The sequence below is a fragment of the Sulfuricaulis sp. genome, from assembly GCF_024653915.1.
GTDB lineage: Bacteria > Pseudomonadota > Gammaproteobacteria > Acidiferrobacterales > Sulfurifustaceae > Sulfuricaulis.
Map to the genome: position 1 here is coordinate 205,033 of NZ_JANLGY010000005.1, position 16,272 is coordinate 221,304.

Consider the following 16,272-nt stretch of genomic DNA (forward strand, 5'->3'; position numbering starts at 1 on the left):
GTGGACATGCCATCCGCCATCCGTGCCGTGATCGAACGGCGCAACCTGTCGGGCGATGAGATGCGCGAGGTCATGCGCTTGATCATGACTGGGCAGGCGACACCGGCACAAATTGGCGGTTTTCTTGTTGGCTTGCGCACGAAAGGCGAGACCGTCGACGAAATTGCCGCCGCCGCCGGTGTCATGCGCGAACTCGCCACGCACGTGGATGTCGACGGACCGCACCTGGTCGACACTTGCGGTACCGGTGGCGACGGCGCCAGTACGTTCAATATCTCGACGGCTTCCGCGTTTGTGGTCGCTGCCGCCGGCGGCAAGGTCGCCAAGCACGGCAATCGTTCGGTATCGAGCAAGTCGGGCAGCGCCGATGTCCTGGAGGCCGCCGGCGTGAGTCTGGAACTGACGCCGGAACAGGTGGCGCGTTGTGTCAACGAGGTCGGCGTGGGTTTCATGTTCGCGCCCAAGCATCACGGGGCGATGAAACATGCCATCGGGCCGCGCCGCGAGATGGGTGTGCGCACGATTTTCAATTTGCTCGGGCCGCTGACCAATCCAGCCAATGCACCCAATCAGGTGCTGGGCGTGTTTACGAAAGAGTGGGTGGAGCCGCTGGCGCAGGTGTTACAACATCTCGGCAGCGAGCATGTGTTGGTGGTGCACGCCGAAGACGGCATGGACGAGATCAGCATCGGTGCGCGCACACATGTAGCTGAGCTGAAGCAAGGCAAGGTTAAGGTCTTTACCGTCGAGCCGGAACAGTTCGGGTTCAAGCGCGGTGAGGTATCGAAGCTGGCTGTCACCGGCCCGGCCGAAAGTTTGGCGATGGTCAAATCGGTGCTGGATAATGAGCCAGGACCGGCGCGCGATATCGTGGCGCTCAACGCCGGAGCGGCGATCTACGTTGCCGGCTTGGTTCCCGATCTCGACGCTGGCATCAAAACCGCACAGGCCGTGATTGCCAGTGGCGCCGCCAAAAAGAAATTGCATGATCTGGTCGCGCTGAGCAGGAAACTGGCCACTCCATGAACGCACCACCGGACATACTCCGGAAAATTCTGGCACGTAAGGCTGAAGAGATTGACGAACGTGCGAGTCGCATACCTCTGGAAGAGCTCAAAAAGCGCATCGCGAGTGCGCCGGCGCCACGTGGTTTTCTCAAGGCGATCCGGAGCCGGATTGCCACCGGCCTGCCAGCGGTGATCGCCGAGATCAAGAAGGCGAGCCCCAGCAAGGGGCTGTTGCGCGCGGATTTCCATCCGGCCGACATTGCCCGAAGCTACGAGCGCCATGGCGCCACTTGCCTGTCGGTGCTGACAGACACGGATTTTTTTCAAGGGAGTGATGCGCATCTGCAGCAGGCGCGCGCGTCCTGTGCCTTGCCTGTGCTGCGCAAGGACTTTACCATCGATGCCTATCAGGTTTACGAAGCCCGCGTACTGGACGCCGATGCCATTCTGCTCATTGTGGCCGCGCTGGAAGACGCTGACCTGCATGATTTGAGCGCACTTGCTCAAAAGCTGGGTCTGGACGCGCTGGTAGAAGTGCACAACGAAACGGAATTAGAACGCGCACTGGCCCTTCAACCGGCTTTGATCGGCATTAATAACCGTGACCTTCGGACGTTTCAGACTTCCCTTGATACCACGCTGGGGCTGCTCAAGAAAATCCCGGCCAAAAGCGTGGTTGTAACAGAAAGCGGTATCCATACGCGCGAAGATGTAGCCCGGATGCGCGCTCAGGGCGTGAATGCCTTTTTGGTGGGTGAGGCCTTCATGAAGTCCACAGAGCCGGGAGAAAAATTGTCAGAATTGTTTAATATCTCGTTGCCACATGCGGTGAGGAAATCATGAAAGCAAAGATCAAGTGGACTGGCGATGTCAGTTTTGAGGGAACGGCAGACAGCGGCCACACGCTGGTCATGGACGGTGCGCCGGATGCCGGTGGCCGGAACAAGGGCGCCCGGCCCATGGAGCTGGTGCTGATCGGCACGGGCGGGTGCACCGCATTCGATGTTATGCATATCTTGCGCAAATCGCGCCAGGAAGTGTCGGGCTGTGTCGCCGAGGTGGAGGCCAAGCGCGCGGAAACCGACCCCAAGGTTTTTACGAACATTCACATCCATTTTGTCATCACCGGAAAAAATCTGGATCCCAAAAAGGTCCAGCATGCGATCGAGCTTTCCGCGACGAAGTATTGCTCCGCCTCCATCATGTTGGCCAAGACCGCCAAGGTCACGCACGATTTCGATATCGTGGAGAGCGAATAAATGGAAACCAGCCAGTGATGCGTCCGCCCGCCACCACCGGACTGCGCCATGTGGCGCTGAATGTACAGGACATGGACGCCTGCGAACGGTTTTACACCGACCTGCTCGGCATGCGCGTGGAGTGGCGGCCGGATGCGAATAATGTGTACCTCACCAGCGGTAACGACAACCTGGCCCTGCATCGGGCGACATCGGCCGTCAATCCCGAGTCGGCCCAACGGCTCGACCACATCGGTTTCGTCGTCAATGCAATCGGGGACGTGGATGCCTGGTTTATGTATCTAAAGTTGAAAGGCGCGACGATGGTGGAGGAACCCAGCGCCCATCGCGACGGCGCGCGCAGTTTCTATTGCCAGGATCCGGCCGGCAACACCGTTCAAATAATTTATCACCCGTCGTTGGTGAATAAATAGCAGTTAAATCCAGTAAGCCGTACGGGTCATGATTTTCGACGTGCAATGCATGAACTGCCGCACGGGCTCTGGCAGTTCAGCGCCGCCGGACTCGATGGCGACCGTGGCATGACGGCCTTCGTCGTCGCGCATCTGTTCCAGAATCGCCTGGCTCTTGTGGTCCTCCGTCGGCAGCCGTTGCAAATGCCCTTCAAGATGCTTCACCACCTGTTTTTCCGTTTCAGCGACAAAACCGAGACTCCACTTGTCACCGATAACCCCTGCCAGTGCGCCGATGGCGAATGAGCCTGCGTACCAGATTGGATTGAGATAGCTGGTGTGACCGCCGAGTTCGCGGATGCGCTCCTCGGTCCAGGCCAAATGATCATTTTCTTCCTGTGCGGCCTGTTCCATTTTTCCACGTACATCCGGCAGCCGTGCCGTGGCCGCTTGCCCCTGGTACAAGGCCTGGGCGCAGATTTCTCCGGCATGATTGATACGCATCAAGCGGCCAGACAATGCGCGCTCAGCAGCCTTCAGCTCGATCTCTTCTTTGACCGAAGCCGGACTGTTACGCACGGGTCTCGGAGTTGGCCCCAAAACAGTGTGCAGCGCCTGATCGAGCTGTTCCATCAAGCGGTCAAGAGAAGAATGAGTGCGATCTGTCATGATCTGTAACGATATCGCTGGTATGACCGTGCCACAAGGGCCAGGCTATTTTTCCAGCTGCCTTTCGAGCAAAGTCACCGGATGCATGACCTCCATGTCCAGCCCGGCCTCGCGCAGGCCGGTCGCCAGAAACGTGGCGCAACCGGGGTTTGAGGTCACCAGAATGTCCGGTGCCAGGCGCTTGAGATGATTTATTTTTGGAGCGCGCAATTGCTCGGCGATCAGTGTTTCGGCCAGATGATAAGCGCCCGCCGCACCGCAACAGACCTTGTTTTCCGGCAGCGAAAAGATTTCCGCACCGGGAATTTTTGCCAGCAGGGCATAAGGCTTGTCCTCCTGCCGCAACACGTTGGTCAAGGTGCACGGATCGTGAATGGCAATGCGTCCGGGAAGCGGACGAAAAGAGATACCTGTTGGCCAGGATATTCCTGCCAGGAATTGGCTGATGTCCATGATGCGGCCGGAAAATCTTTGTGCCGCTACATCGTTATCCAGATATTTTCCGTATTCGCATAACGTGGCGGCGCAGCCACTGGCCACAGATATGATGGCATCATTCCCGTCTGCGAACGCGCTGGTGTTCTGACGCATGAGTTCGGTGGCTTTTCTGGCTTGACCATCATGCAGGTGCAGGGCACCGCAACAACCCTGGTCCGGGGGCACATGCACTTCGTATCCCAGCCGGCAGAGCAGTCGAATAGAAGAAGTCAATGTCTGCTGGTCCACCAAGTTCGCTTGGCACCCGGTAAAGATAGCCACTCGCCCTTTTGTTTTCTTATGTGCTGGATAGATTTCTGAAAATCTTTTTTGAGATGCGAGCTTCGGAATGGCGTTGTCGAGGCGGGTCAGCCCGACAAGCCGAAGCACATGGCTCTTTCGCAGCAGCCATTGCAAGCCAGTGCCTTGGTACAGTCGCAGAATTCTTCCCAGGATTTGCATTCTGATCGGTTTTTCCACCAGCCATTGAATCAGCCGCACGGACCTGTTCAGGGGTTTGGTGTCAGTGGTGCGCCTGGACTCGATCAGGTGGCGTACGGAATCGAGCGCCAGTCCATAGGCCACATTGGAAGGGCAAACCTTTTCGCAGGCCCGACAATCCAGGCAGCGCGCGAGATGGGATTCCAGTTTGGCATTTAGCGGTAGATCGTTTTTTGCCAGAGCGAGCATGAGGGACAGACGTCCACGGGGCGACTCCGCTTCATCATGCAGCAGCTCGTAGGTTGGGCAGTGAGGCAGGCACAACCCGCAGGCCACACATTTGGCGGCCTCGTGTTTGATGTGAAAGTCGGGGTTCAAGTAGGCGGACAAGGCACGGTGTTGCACGAGATAGAGATGCCCAAGGTGGGCGGATGACCTATAATTCTGCTACGTTATCGTTTGTTGCCTGATTAGTGCAACTTCCCGACCCATGTCCTATTACCGTTACCATGTATTTTTCTGTGTTAACAAGCGCGTGGATGGCAGCGCCTGTTGTGCCAATCACCCTGCCCAACAGATGCGCGACTATGCCAAGGAGCGTATCAAATCGCTCGGCATGGCCGGCAAGGGTGGTGTCCGCATCAACCAGGCGGGATGCATGGACCGTTGCGAGGAAGGGCCGGTCATGGCGATTTATCCCGAGGGCATCTGGTACACCTACGTGGACAAGGTCGATATCGACGAGATTATCGATCAGCATTTGAGGCAAGGTCGCTTGGTTGAGCGCCTGAAATTGAAGGAATAAGCCCCATCGTCCAGGCTCAGCATTACCTGTTGAGAAATCAAGGTGACAAAAGAAGTCAGCTTAGAAATGGACAGTTTCCTGCTCCTTAGTTTTGAACCAACCCCGATCGGTCGGGTCATATCCGCTGAACGAGCTGATAGGGGGTTTATTGAGAGTGGTGGGGAATTATCTTAATGTATTTAAATCATATAGTTACGTTATTTTCAGGATTTTTCATCAGAAAGTACGCCGCACATATTGACAATAGGTTTAAATATTAGATAATTATTATATACTTTATCAGCAAGCTTACTGGCGATTGACCCGAAGTTTGCTAATCTTAGTACAGGCAGTTGAAAGATTTCTTTACGGCGCTCAGGCGCCGGGTAATGGCTCCTCCATCCTCCTAGTGGTGGTTCGGGCGTGGCTCCCCAGCCGCGCCTTTTTTTTGCCCATTTTTTGCCTTGATTGCCAGTCTTCTCTTATGTCACGAACACCGGATTGTCGACTTTTCCTTGTAACTCATAGGCGTCTTTTGTAATATGCGCGGCTTTCCGGCGGCTGGTTCGCGCCGATAGCGCGTGGCGCGAAATCCTCTACATGGCTGAATTACCTGAAATATTTTCATGAAAACATTTTCCGCAAAGAACGAAACCGTCAAGCGTGACTGGTACGTGATTGATGCGTCCGGCAAGGTGCTTGGACGCGTGGCCACCGAAATTGCGCGGCGTTTGCGCGGCAAGCACAAGGCGGAATACACGCCCCACGTGGACACGGGTGATTACATCATCGTGGTCAACGCCGACAAGATTCAGGTGACGGGCAAGAAAAGCCGCGACAAGATTTATCATCGCTATACCGGTTACCAAAGTGGCCTCAAGTCGACAAGCTTTCAGGACATGATGAAAAAGGCGCCGGGCGATGTCATTGAAACGGCCGTCCGCGGCATGCTCCCGAAGAATCCGCTCGGTCGTCAGATGTTCCGCAAGCTTAAGGTCTACTGCGGCGCGAATCACCGGCATACGGCACAGAGCCCCAAGGTTCTGGAAATCTAATTCTTCAGGTAACCAATACCATGGCGCAGGCAAACATTCATCTCGGCACCGGACGGCGCAAGACTTCTACGGCGCGCGTTTATCTCAAGCCCGGCAAGGGCGAATTCTTGATCAACAGCAAGTCACTTGATGAATACTTCGGCCGTGAAACCGCGCGCATGATTGTGCGCCAGCCGTTCGTGGTCGTGGACATGGAAAACAAATTCGACGTCAAGGTGAACGTTGCCGGCGGCGGACCCAGCGGTCAGGCCGGTGCCATTCGTCATGGCATCACGCGCGCACTGATGGCTTATGACGAATCACTGCGTCCCGCGCTGCGCAAGGCCGGTTATGTCACGCGTGATTCGCGCGCCGTTGAGCGCAAGAAATACGGCCTGCACAAGGCGCGCAAACGGCCGCAGTACTCGAAGCGATAAAGAAGTAGCAAGTGGCAAGTTTCAAGCAGCAAGTAAAATCATGAAAGAATGGATGCGCTTGAAAACTTGGATGTCTGGAAGCGAAGCTGCAGGCTGAGCGTCGAGCTTTATAAACTTCTGAACGATTGCAGGGACTTCGGGTTCAGGGATCAGGTTACCCGCTCGGCGCTTTCCGTTCCATCGAACATTGCTGAAGGCTACGAACGCGATTCTTCGAAGGAATTTTCCCGCTTTCTCAAAATCGCCAAAGGTTCCTGCGGCGAATTACGCACCCAACTCTATATCGGCACGGAAGCGGGTTTCATCGAAAAGGCGAAAGCACTTCAGATGATCCAGGAGGCCGCGGAAATTTCGCGGATGCTCCAGGGCTTGATCAGGCGATATGAGCCAGCTCAAGATTCAAAGCGCGAGACCCCCTCTTCCTCTTGAAACTTGTTACTTGCTACTTGAAACTTGCTACTGATTTTTTTGGGGGATCGTCTAACGGTAGGACAACAGACTCTGACTCTGTTTATCTAGGTTCGAATCCTAGTCCCCCAGCCAAAAACAAAAGCGGCCCCCAGTGTGGGGTCGCTTTTGTTTTTCGACTCGGACTAGGATGAGAACCTAGGTTCGACCAGCGCTCGCCGGGGTGAGGTGAACCGTTTGCGATTCACCGAATCGCGGTTCGCCGAACGGGCGCGCCATGGATGGCGCGCCCTGGAATTCTTGGCGAGGCCGGGACAGCCGAGCCTAGAACTGCTGCGGAACGCTGCCGCGAAGCGGCAGCGACCCCGAAGGGGCGAGGGACAAGGATGTCCCGAGTAATCCTAGTCCCCCAACCTGAAACACCCGCCCCCCACTGCTTCTGCCGCGACCATATCCAATTTCACCCTGTTTCCCGCCATAATCCGCGGATTTGTTGTAAAAAAGTTACAAGATGAATATTTGTCGTATATTTGCAAAATTACGTTGTATATTCGCAAAAAGCTGTGTTATAAATTACATCAGGTGCAGATGAACTGCGCTTGGTTATTCCCCTAACTAACTTTCCTTCCAGGAGGAATCATGAAGAAGAAGCTACTTATGGCAGCCGTAGGCGCCGCGCTGGTCGCTGGCCCGATGGTCGCTGCTCACGCGGCGAGCGCAACATTGTACGGTCACATGCACATGTCGATGGACCGTTACGACAACGACGTTAACGAAGATGGCATGATGGCCAACAACTCTTCGCGCTTCGGCATCAAGGGCGACGAAGATCTCGGTGGCGGTCTCAAGGCCATTTACCAGATTGAAAGCCCGATCTTTGCCGCTGACGAAGGCACAGGCGGTTTTGGTGGCACCATGCGCAACACCTTTGTCGGCTTCAGCGGTGGATGGGGCGCAGTCAAGATCGGTCGCCATGACACGGCCTACAAGGACCTCGGTCGCAAGTTCGACAACTTCAACGAACAGGTCGGTGACATGCGTAACTTCATCGGCAACGCCGGCACCTACGACAAGCGCATCAGCAACATGATCCGCTATGAAAGCCCGAACTTCGGCGGCCTGAACGTGGTGGTCCAGAACAGCTCCAACAACGGTTCTGATCTTGCAGGCAATACCAGCGAGAAAGATACCAGCTTGGGCGTGAACTGGTCTGCCGGTCCGCTGTTCCTCGGCGCTGCCTGGAACGAAGTGGCCAACACCGGTTTGACCAACGATACCACCGGTATGCGTCTCGCAGGCGCTTATACCATGAACGACTTCACGTTCGGCCTGCTGTGGGAATCGCTGAGCGACATCAGCGGCACTTCCGGTCATGACCGTGATGCGCTGGGTTTTGTTGCCTCGATGAAGATGGGTAACAACAAGCTCAAGTTCCATTGGCTTGATGCCGACCAGTATGACGACACAGCCAACACCGGTGGCGACATGATAGCTATCGGCGTGGATCACATGTTCAGCAAGACGGCCATTGTCTACCTCAACTATGCCTCGGTGGGTAATGACACTGCGGCAACCTTCAGCACCGCCAGCAGTAACGGTGGCCACGGAGACAACCTTGCTACTGCCGCCGGCAAGGATGCTACCGCCATCTCGGCTGGCTATATCCTGAAGTTCTAAGCTTGGAAGTCAGCTAGCGGTTGAACAAGCGTAAAGCTGTATCCAGTGACGGGGCCTTCGGGCCCCGTTTTTTTTCGGGCAGATTTCAGGCCATCCCAGGATGCCGTGGAAAAGGCCGATCTTTCGACCCTCCGGAATATCCTGTATGGTTGATTTGAATCTCGCTACTTCGCGGTGAAATTGATGTTTCCAGTCCCATGATCAAGATCGGCATTATCGGCGGTACCGGCTACACCGGGGCGGAGCTGCTGCGCCTGCTGGCGGCGCATCCGCAGGCGGACCTGCGGGTAATCACCTCGCGCGGCGAGGCCGGCAAAAAGGTGGCCGAATTGTTCCCCAATCTGCGCGGCTACGTGAAGCTCGCCTTCACGGAACCGGACACGAAAGCGCTCGCCGGCTGCGACGTGGTGTTCTCGGCCACGCCCAATGGCGTGGCCATGACGCACGCACGCGAGCTGCTCAAGGCCGGCGTGAAGTTCATCGATCTCGCCGCCGACTTTCGTTTGAAGGACCCCGCGGTCTGGGAAAAATGGTATGGCATGCCGCATGCCTGCCCCGAGTTGCTGGCCGAGGCGGTGTACGGATTGCCGGAAGTGAATCGCGACAAGATTAAAAAGGCCCGCTTGATCGCCAACCCCGGTTGCTATCCGACGGCCGTGCAATTGGGATTCCTGCCGTTGCTGGAGAGCGGGTTGGTGGATGCGCAGCATCTGATCGCCGATGCCAAGTCCGGTATCAGCGGCGCTGGCCGCAAGGCGGAAGTGCACACACTGTTCTCGGAAGCGGCGGATTCCATGAAGGCCTATGGCGTGGCGGGGCATCGTCACTGGCCGGAGATCCGCCAGGGGCTCGATGCCATGACCGGAAAATCCGTGGGACTGACGTTTGTTCCGCATCTCACCCCGATGATCCGCGGTATCCATGCGACGCTCTATGCGCGGCTCACGAAGCCGGGCGCGGATCTGCAGGCGCTATACGAGAAACGTTACGCGAATGAACCGTTCGTGGATGTCATGCCGTCCGGCAGTCATCCCGAGACGCGTTCCGTCCGTATCTCCAATATCTGCCGTATCGCCGTGCATCAACCGCAGGGTGGCGATACGGTTGTCGTGCTGTCTGTCATCGATAATCTGGTGAAGGGCGCCGCCGGTCAGGCGGTCCAGAACATGAATATCCTGTTCGGCCTGGATGAGCGCACCGGCCTGCAGCAGGCCGGTGTTATGCCCTGATGTTTGTGCTTTCATCCGCCGGTTGATGCGGCTATATTTCGGCATGTCCCGCAGGCCTACCTGAATGATTGACCTCAATAAACCCGGTGAACTGATCATCAAGCAGCGCTATTCACCGCGCATCAAAATTTTATTGGCGGTAGTTCTGGTGCTCGGGTTGCTGGGTTCCGCGGGATTTATTTACAACTACGGACTCAACCGCGCCGGGTTCGAACGCCAGTCGGCGCAAGAGACACAGCAGACCTTGCAGGATGACATGCGCAAGCTCCGTGATGAAAAACAGGGGCTCCAGGAAGCTCTCGCGGGCGCGCAGCGCACTATCCAGATGGACCAAGCGGCCTACCAGGATCTCGACAAGTCGCTCAAGGCCTCGGCGCAGGAAATCGTGAAGTTGCGGGAAGAGCTAAATTTCTACCGCAACATCATTTCGCCGGCTGACAAGAAAAGCGGCTTGCGCATTCAGAACCTCTACATCGAACCGGCCGGCGGCACCAATCAATACCGTTACAAACTGGTGCTGATTCAGGCACTGAAGCACGAGAGTCTTATTCAGGGCAGGGCCGTGCTGGAGATCAGCGGAACGCAGGTGGGGGAGGACACCGTGCTGCGATTCCCGGCCGCGAATGGGCGCCCGATTATGGTGAGTTTCAAGTATTTTCAGGATATTGAGGGCAAGCTGGAATTACCAAGGAATTTCCAGCCCATACGTATCAAGGTCTATATCACAACGCCTGGCGGGTCTTCCATGGCGGAGGCTACTTACACCTGGCCACTGGGGTAGAATCCCGGTTTTCGAGTTTTATCGCCGATCCTGCTACATCACGCCCCGGTAGTCGGGCGACTACAATACAAACATGGAGGGTATGCCAATGCTGAGTGCTCTGGGAAAGACGTCGACCGAGAAACCGTGCAATACCATCGATACGCTGGTCGGCGCAAAAACCGAACTGAAGGGCGATATCGTGTTTTCAGGTGGCCTGCGTGTTGACGGAAAAGTGCGCGGCAATATCACGGCCAAGGGTGATGGCAACAGCACCTTGGTGCTCAGCGAACATGCCGCTGTGACGGGTAATGTCACGGTGCCGCATATCATCACCAATGGCTCGATCAAAGGGAATGTTCGCGCTGCCGAGCGCATTGAACTTCAATCGAAGGCGGAAATATTCGGGGACCTGTATTACAAGGTGATTGAAATGGCCTTGGGTGCGGTGGTCAACGGTAATCTGGTGCGAGAAGCGGTTGAAACCGGACGCGACAGCACCAATAAAGGAACCGTGACGCGCCTGAAATCAGCGGGTGAAAACGGTTCGGATGCCGAAGACTAGGTAACTGTTGACCCACGGGGTCAGGAACAGGATAATTAGTTTATTAGTAGTTACTGTTATTCGTGGAGGTTCAAATGAGTGCTGCCATGCCTGAAATGCCGTCCGCCCTGATGTTCACCGACGGTGCGGCAAAAAAAGTGAAAGAATTGATTGAAGAGGAAAAGAATCCGGCGCTGATGCTGCGGGTGTTTGTCTCCGGCGGCGGGTGTTCGGGCTTTCAGTACGGTTTTACGTTCGAAGAGAGCGCTAACGAAGACGATACGCGCGTGGAAAAAAACGGCGTCACGCTGTTGATCGATCCGCTCAGCTTCCAGTACCTGGCGGGCGCGGAAATCGACTTTCAGGAAGGCGTTCAGGGTGCGCAATTCGTGATCAAGAATCCGCAAGCCAAGACCACCTGCGGTTGTGGTTCTTCTTTCAACACCTAGACGCCACTAAATCAGGAAACAGCAAAAGGGCCCATCCGGGCCCTTTTGCGTTTCTGCGGGATCGCCATACTTCCGGTGTGTCAGGCAGGATAAATCCCGCCGAGGATTACAGCCCGTTTAGCGCCCGTGACAGAAGGCAGATTACCGGGCTGGCTTTCCAGGGTTTGGTGGGCCAGCCAGGCGAAGGCCGCCGCTTCCACCCAGTCGGGAGACAGGCCGAGCTTGTCGGTGGTGGCTACCGTCATACTGGACATGTGCCCCGCCAGCGCCGCCATCAGCGTGCGGTTGTGTGCCCCGCCCCCGCAGACATAAGCCTCCTGCGTCTGCGGCAGGAATTCGCGGATTGACTGAGCGATAGACTGTGCCGTGAGCTGAAGAAGGGTCGCCTGCACGTCGGCCGCGGACAGCGGCGTGGCAAGTTTTTTCAGATGAGCCTGCAGCCATTCCATATTGAAGTGTTCGCGCCCGGTACTTTTGGGGGGCGAAGCCCTGAAATACGGATCGGCCAGGAGTTTCCCCAGTAGTTCACTGGAGACCCGACCGGAGGTGGCCCATTGTCCGGCTTCATCGTGAGCGCGTGCGTAGTGCTGGTTTATCCATTGGTCAAGCAATGTATTTCCCGGACCGGTATCGAAACCCATTACCGGCTGCAACGTGTCGGCCGGGAGGTAGGTTACGTTGGCAATTCCACCGATATTAATAATGGCGCGGTTGCGCTGAGGGGAATGAAACATTTGGTGGTGAAATGCCGGCACCATGGGCGCGCCCTGGCCGCCGGCCGCCATGTCACGCGCGCGGAAATCCGCCACGGTGGTAATGCCGGTACGCTCGGCAATGACGGAAGGGTTGCCGATTTGTATCGTAAAGGGGTGGCCTGCGCACGGCCGATGGCGGAGGGTCTGGCCGTGGCTGCCGATGGCGTGAATGTCTTTTTTTGCCAACCCGGCTTTTTTGATGGCGGCGTTCGCCGCCTCGGCGAATAGCTCGCCCAGCGCCATGTCGAGTTCCCCCAGCCGTTCGATTTCGTTGGGGCCCTCGCGCATCAGGGCCTGAATTTCGCCACGGGTCGCGGCATCGATGGGATGGGCGTGGGTGGTCACCAGGACGGGCCGGTTTCCCGCGGAGAGGGATACCAGCACGGCATCGATGCCATCCACGCTGGTCCCTGACATCAGCCCGATAAAATGCATGACCTCAGTTTCGGGCAGCCTGCGGAAAGTTACAAGGGGTTTCCAGTCTGACGGCTGGCGGCGATCTGCGTGCCGCGACTGATTGCATCCAGGCGCGCGCTCCAGTCATTCGCAAGTCGCGCAAACTCGTCGCGGTTTTGCGAGGCAATTTTTGCTTCCCCCGTGAATTTGAAAGTCAAAGGATTGCGGTGTGCCCCATTGACCTGAAACTCGTAATGCAGGTGGGGACCGCTTGCCAGCCCCGTGGCACCGACGTTGCCGATGGTTTGGCCCTGATCCACGAAACTGCCCACGCGGAGATCGGAACGGAACCGCGAGAGATGCGCGTAAACCGTGTTGTATGTGGCGTTATGGCGGATGACGATGCGCTTGCCATAACCGCCGCCATTCCAGCCCATCGACAGGATACGTCCGCTGGCGGTGGCTCGTACCGGCGTGCCAACGGGAGCGGCGTAGTCCACCCCTTTGTGCGCCCGCCAGGTTTTGAGAATGGGATGATAACGATTACCGGTGAAACGCGAAGTGATGCGGCTGAATTCCACGGGGGTACGCAGGAACGGCCGGCGCACGCTGGTGCCATCGGGCGTGTAATAAGACGTATAACCGTTGGCGTCACGAAAGGCGATGGTGCGGAACACGCGACCCTGATTAACGAACTCAGCGGCCAGAATCGTTCCGTCAGTGACTTTTTGTCCACGCCAGAATTTTTCCTCGTGAATGACGGAAAAACTGTCACCGCGGCGCAGGTCAAGGGCAAAGTCGATGTCCCAGCCGAAGATTTCCACCAGCTTCATGATCAGGTTATCCGAGAGTCCGGCATCCAGGCCATCCTCGAACAATGACGACTCGATGGTGCCGGAGACGTGGGCGATGCGTGTCTCGAAAGTGCGCAGTTCTTTGGTGAGCTCAAAACGATCCTCGTGGCGAGCCAGATGAAATGCCTCGCCGGGGCCGGTTTCGTAGACCAGTTCCTGCAAGGATCCATCGGCCTCAATGCGCATACGCAGCTTCTGTCCCGGATACATCTGGCGGAAAACACGGGCATCGGGATTGGACTGAATCAGGCGGTGAATGTCGCTGCTGTCATGGCCGGCGCGCTTCAGGATGTCTGAAAGCGTGTCGCCTTTGCGGATGGTGACCTCGGTCCACTGCTCGCGATCAGGTATTTTATGGGACGCCTCTGTTTCAGCGGGCTGGTTAGTCGTCAGACCCATGGCAGTTGGAAAAGACGTCTCGCCCAGCTGAACTGTTTGTGGCGGTGTAGAAGGAATCAGCGCATTGATCGGCAGCGAGCTGCTTCCGCGCGGTATGATGGCGGCGATGGTGACCGAAGTCAGGAAAGCCGCGAGCCCCAGGAGCCACACGCCCCGCCCCGGAAAGCGGTGGGGATGAGCCTTGCCTGAACGGCGAAATGCCAAGGCAATTTTATTAAGTAATCTTTTGGGCAAGGGATAAGTTTCCTAAATAAAAATCAGTTCGTCAAAGTTTAGACCATCGGTATCGTGGGCGAGGCGGTGCTTATCGACATGCCATCAAGGGACGCCTATGGTACGCTTTGCGGCGCCCGGGATCACCCGTCGTTTCAGGATCATTCATGACTCAAGCCACCGAAACGCTGCGCCTCATCAAGCACGGTACCGATGAAATTCTGCTCGAGGCGGATCTCGCCGAACGACTCCGCACCGGGAAGCGATTGCGCGTGAAGGCCGGATTTGACCCCACAGCTCCTGACCTGCATCTGGGGCACACGGTGCTCATTAATAAGTTGCGACAGTTTCAGGATCTCGGACATGAGGTCCTGTTTCTGATCGGTGATTTTACCGGCATGATCGGCGATCCCACGGGTAAGAATATGGCGCGCCCCCCGCTGACGCGCCAGGAAGTGCTTGAGAACGCGCGCACTTACAAGAGCCAGATTTTCAAAATACTTAACCGGAAAAAGACCCGGATTGTATTCAATTCAAAATGGCTCGGAAAAATGAAAGCCTCGGATCTGGTTACGCTCGCTGCCAAGTACACGGTTGCGCGCATGCTCGAGCGGGATGATTTTTCCAAACGCTACAAAGGCGGTCAGCCGATTGCCATACATGAATTCCTCTATCCGTTGTTACAAGGCTATGACTCCGTGTCAATGAAAGCGGATGTCGAACTTGGCGGGACAGACCAGAAATTTAACCTCCTGGTCGGTCGTGAATTGCAGAAGGCCTACCATCAGCCGCCACAAGTGATCATTACCTTGCCGTTACTGGAAGGCACGGACGGTGTCAACAAGATGTCCAAGTCGCTCGGAAATTACATTGGCATCAACGAATCGCCGGACGAAATGTTTGGCAAGCTTATGTCGATTTCAGACACGTTGATGTGGCGCTATTTCGATTTGCTCTCGTTCGAGCACCCCGACAAAATTGCATTGATGAAGCGCAGTGTCGACGAGGGAGCCAACCCGCGTGACATCAAGTTTGAACTGGCCAAGGAAATTGTCAGCCGTTTTCACGGCGGACCGAAGGCGGGTCGTGACGCGATGCACAATTTTATTGCACGCTTCCAGCAGCGGGAAACGCCCACAGACATTTCAGAAATTGAGCTGGCGGGCAATGGCAAGGGACTTGCTCTTCCCCGGCTCCTCAAGGAAGCGGGCCTGACGGCCAGCACCTCCGAGGCCTTGCGTCTCATCAAGCAGGGGGGCGTGCGTATAGACGGTGAGAAGGCGAATGATCCGGCGCAGGAAATCCGTTCCGGACAGGCCCATGTTTTTCAGGTCGGCAAGCGGAAATTCATGCGTGTCCGCGTAAGTTAGGAATAGCGATAATTAATGGAAAAACGTAAGCATCCGCGAAGTCATGTCAGCCTGAATGTTGAACTGGCATTCCCTGGGGGGCGAACCAGAAGTGCTACGACGCGTGACTTGAGTATCGGCGGGTTTTTTGTTGAATTGTAAAGATAATGAATCGCCGTCAACCGGCACTCCCCTGAGCGTTACCTTCCTGTCCACGCCACATCATGCCGATCCCTATTCCATCAAGGCCCGGGTTCAAAGACTGACACCGAACGGTTTCGCCATGACTTTCATCGATTTTAGTCTGGACGACCTCCGGTTTATTGAGAAACTGCTTCCCCCTGAATCTGGGTAGGGCGAAAGTAAACCCCTAAAACAGGCGTTTCCGGGGTAAATTTTCTGTGCTTCCGGACACCGCTGGCAAGGGTAAAATACTTTAAATCAAGCGTTGACGCAGGGGGTGGCACGCGTATAATGCGCCTCCCTTGGGCCGGTACCCTGTATCGGCCTTCGTTCTTTTAAAATTCAAGATCAAGTAATTTGTGTGGGCGCTCTTGTCGAGCCTGGTCATCCAATGAAAGGTGACTGATGCCTGCCTTAAACAGCAGCGTATTCAGTCACATGAAGTTTTAGTTCCTTAAATGGAACAACGAAGTTTATTTGGAGAGTTTGATCCTGGCTCAGATTGAACGCTGGCGGCATGCCTAACACATGCAAGTCGCACGCGAAAGGGGGCAAC

At 56.1% G+C, this 16,272-nt stretch carries 20 protein-coding genes, 1 tRNA gene and 1 rRNA gene; 18 read left to right on the forward strand and 4 right to left on the reverse strand.

Annotated elements, in window-relative coordinates:
- The 4 genes from trpD to NUV55_RS03415 are packed head-to-tail and all read left to right on the forward strand — an operon-like array spanning position 1 to position 2,679.
- On the forward strand, positions 1-1,026 hold the full coding sequence (trpD, locus tag NUV55_RS03400) for an anthranilate phosphoribosyltransferase (protein WP_367280330.1): 1,026 nt from the start codon (positions 1-3) through the stop codon (positions 1,024-1,026).
- Positions 1,023-1,850 (forward strand): indole-3-glycerol phosphate synthase TrpC, encoded by an 828-nt coding sequence (gene trpC, locus NUV55_RS03405; protein ID WP_296670401.1) that lies wholly within the window; start codon positions 1,023-1,025, stop codon positions 1,848-1,850. Before trpD ends, trpC begins: the two co-directional genes overlap by 4 nt.
- On the forward strand, positions 1,847-2,266 hold the full coding sequence (locus NUV55_RS03410; protein WP_296670403.1) for an OsmC family protein: 420 nt from the start codon (positions 1,847-1,849) through the stop codon (positions 2,264-2,266). The genes trpC and NUV55_RS03410 overlap by 4 nt, the downstream gene beginning before the upstream one ends.
- Positions 2,267-2,280: 14 nt before the next feature.
- Positions 2,281-2,679 (forward strand): VOC family protein, encoded by a 399-nt coding sequence (locus NUV55_RS03415; RefSeq protein WP_367280331.1) that lies wholly within the window; start codon positions 2,281-2,283, stop codon positions 2,677-2,679.
- 3 nt (positions 2,680-2,682) lie between these two features.
- On the opposite strand, the gene coq7 is transcribed toward NUV55_RS03415, so the two are convergent.
- Together coq7 and NUV55_RS03425 are read right to left on the reverse strand one after the other, a co-directional pair.
- Entirely contained in the window at positions 2,683-3,327 is a 645-nt protein-coding gene (gene coq7 / locus NUV55_RS03420) for a 2-polyprenyl-3-methyl-6-methoxy-1,4-benzoquinone monooxygenase (protein ID WP_296670404.1), read from the reverse strand.
- A 45-nt stretch (positions 3,328-3,372) separates the two neighbouring features.
- Positions 3,373-4,650 carry a (Fe-S)-binding protein gene (locus tag NUV55_RS03425; RefSeq protein ID WP_296670406.1) on the reverse strand — a complete coding sequence of 426 codons (1,278 nt, stop codon included), beginning with the start codon at positions 4,648-4,650 and terminating at the stop codon, positions 3,373-3,375.
- Between the two features lie 85 nt (positions 4,651-4,735).
- On the opposite strand from NUV55_RS03425, the gene NUV55_RS03430 reads away from it, so the two are divergent.
- From NUV55_RS03430 to erpA, 10 genes are all read left to right on the forward strand, one after another.
- Complete coding sequence (locus NUV55_RS03430; RefSeq protein ID WP_296670408.1) at positions 4,736-5,050, forward strand: hypothetical protein; 315 nt, start codon at positions 4,736-4,738, stop codon at positions 5,048-5,050.
- A 605-nt stretch (positions 5,051-5,655) separates the two neighbouring features.
- Positions 5,656-6,084, forward strand: a complete 429-nt coding sequence (gene rplM, locus NUV55_RS03435; RefSeq protein ID WP_296670409.1) for a 50S ribosomal protein L13 — start codon at positions 5,656-5,658, stop codon at positions 6,082-6,084.
- A 20-nt stretch (positions 6,085-6,104) separates the two neighbouring features.
- Complete coding sequence (gene rpsI / locus NUV55_RS03440) at positions 6,105-6,500, forward strand: 30S ribosomal protein S9 (RefSeq protein ID WP_296670410.1); 396 nt, start codon at positions 6,105-6,107, stop codon at positions 6,498-6,500.
- Positions 6,501-6,548: 48 nt separating this feature from the next.
- Complete coding sequence (locus NUV55_RS03445) at positions 6,549-6,929, forward strand: four helix bundle protein (RefSeq protein ID WP_296670412.1); 381 nt, start codon at positions 6,549-6,551, stop codon at positions 6,927-6,929.
- A gap of 40 nt (positions 6,930-6,969) precedes the next feature.
- Positions 6,970-7,043 (forward strand) — tRNA-Gln (locus NUV55_RS03450).
- A gap of 504 nt (positions 7,044-7,547) precedes the next feature.
- Complete coding sequence (locus NUV55_RS03455) at positions 7,548-8,585, forward strand: porin (RefSeq protein WP_296670414.1); 1,038 nt, start codon at positions 7,548-7,550, stop codon at positions 8,583-8,585.
- 197 nt (positions 8,586-8,782) lie between these two features.
- Positions 8,783-9,814 carry an N-acetyl-gamma-glutamyl-phosphate reductase gene (argC, locus tag NUV55_RS03460; RefSeq protein ID WP_296670416.1) on the forward strand — a complete coding sequence of 344 codons (1,032 nt, stop codon included), beginning with the start codon at positions 8,783-8,785 and terminating at the stop codon, positions 9,812-9,814.
- Positions 9,815-9,878: 64 nt separating this feature from the next.
- Positions 9,879-10,595: a DUF6776 family protein gene (locus NUV55_RS03465; RefSeq protein WP_296670417.1), complete on the forward strand. Its 717-nt coding sequence runs from the start codon at positions 9,879-9,881 to the stop codon at positions 10,593-10,595.
- Positions 10,596-10,683: 88 nt separating this feature from the next.
- Positions 10,684-11,139 (forward strand): polymer-forming cytoskeletal protein, encoded by a 456-nt coding sequence (locus NUV55_RS03470; protein WP_296670418.1) that lies wholly within the window; start codon positions 10,684-10,686, stop codon positions 11,137-11,139.
- A 74-nt stretch (positions 11,140-11,213) separates the two neighbouring features.
- Entirely contained in the window at positions 11,214-11,567 is a 354-nt protein-coding gene (gene erpA, locus NUV55_RS03475; protein ID WP_367280332.1) for an iron-sulfur cluster insertion protein ErpA, read from the forward strand.
- Between the two features lie 80 nt (positions 11,568-11,647).
- Here the strand turns inward: erpA and NUV55_RS03480 are convergent, their stop codons facing one another.
- Both NUV55_RS03480 and NUV55_RS03485 read right to left on the reverse strand, forming a co-directional pair.
- A complete protein-coding gene (locus NUV55_RS03480; protein ID WP_296670434.1) occupies positions 11,648-12,775 on the reverse strand; it encodes an anhydro-N-acetylmuramic acid kinase in 1,128 nt (375 codons plus the stop codon).
- 11 nt (positions 12,776-12,786) lie between these two features.
- A complete protein-coding gene (locus tag NUV55_RS03485; protein WP_296670420.1) occupies positions 12,787-14,205 on the reverse strand; it encodes a peptidoglycan DD-metalloendopeptidase family protein in 1,419 nt (472 codons plus the stop codon).
- A gap of 146 nt (positions 14,206-14,351) precedes the next feature.
- On the opposite strand from NUV55_RS03485, the gene tyrS reads away from it, so the two are divergent.
- From tyrS to NUV55_RS03500, 4 genes are all read left to right on the forward strand, one after another.
- A complete protein-coding gene (gene tyrS / locus NUV55_RS03490) occupies positions 14,352-15,554 on the forward strand; it encodes a tyrosine--tRNA ligase (RefSeq protein ID WP_296670422.1) in 1,203 nt (400 codons plus the stop codon).
- A gap of 15 nt (positions 15,555-15,569) precedes the next feature.
- Positions 15,570-15,695: a PilZ domain-containing protein gene (locus NUV55_RS13770; RefSeq protein WP_367280333.1), complete on the forward strand. Its 126-nt coding sequence runs from the start codon at positions 15,570-15,572 to the stop codon at positions 15,693-15,695.
- Complete coding sequence (locus tag NUV55_RS03495) at positions 15,685-15,888, forward strand: hypothetical protein (RefSeq protein ID WP_296670423.1); 204 nt, start codon at positions 15,685-15,687, stop codon at positions 15,886-15,888. The genes NUV55_RS13770 and NUV55_RS03495 overlap by 11 nt, the downstream gene beginning before the upstream one ends.
- Before the next feature lie 302 nt (positions 15,889-16,190).
- Positions 16,191-16,272: ribosomal RNA gene (locus NUV55_RS03500) — 16S ribosomal RNA — on the forward strand; the annotation flags it as partial.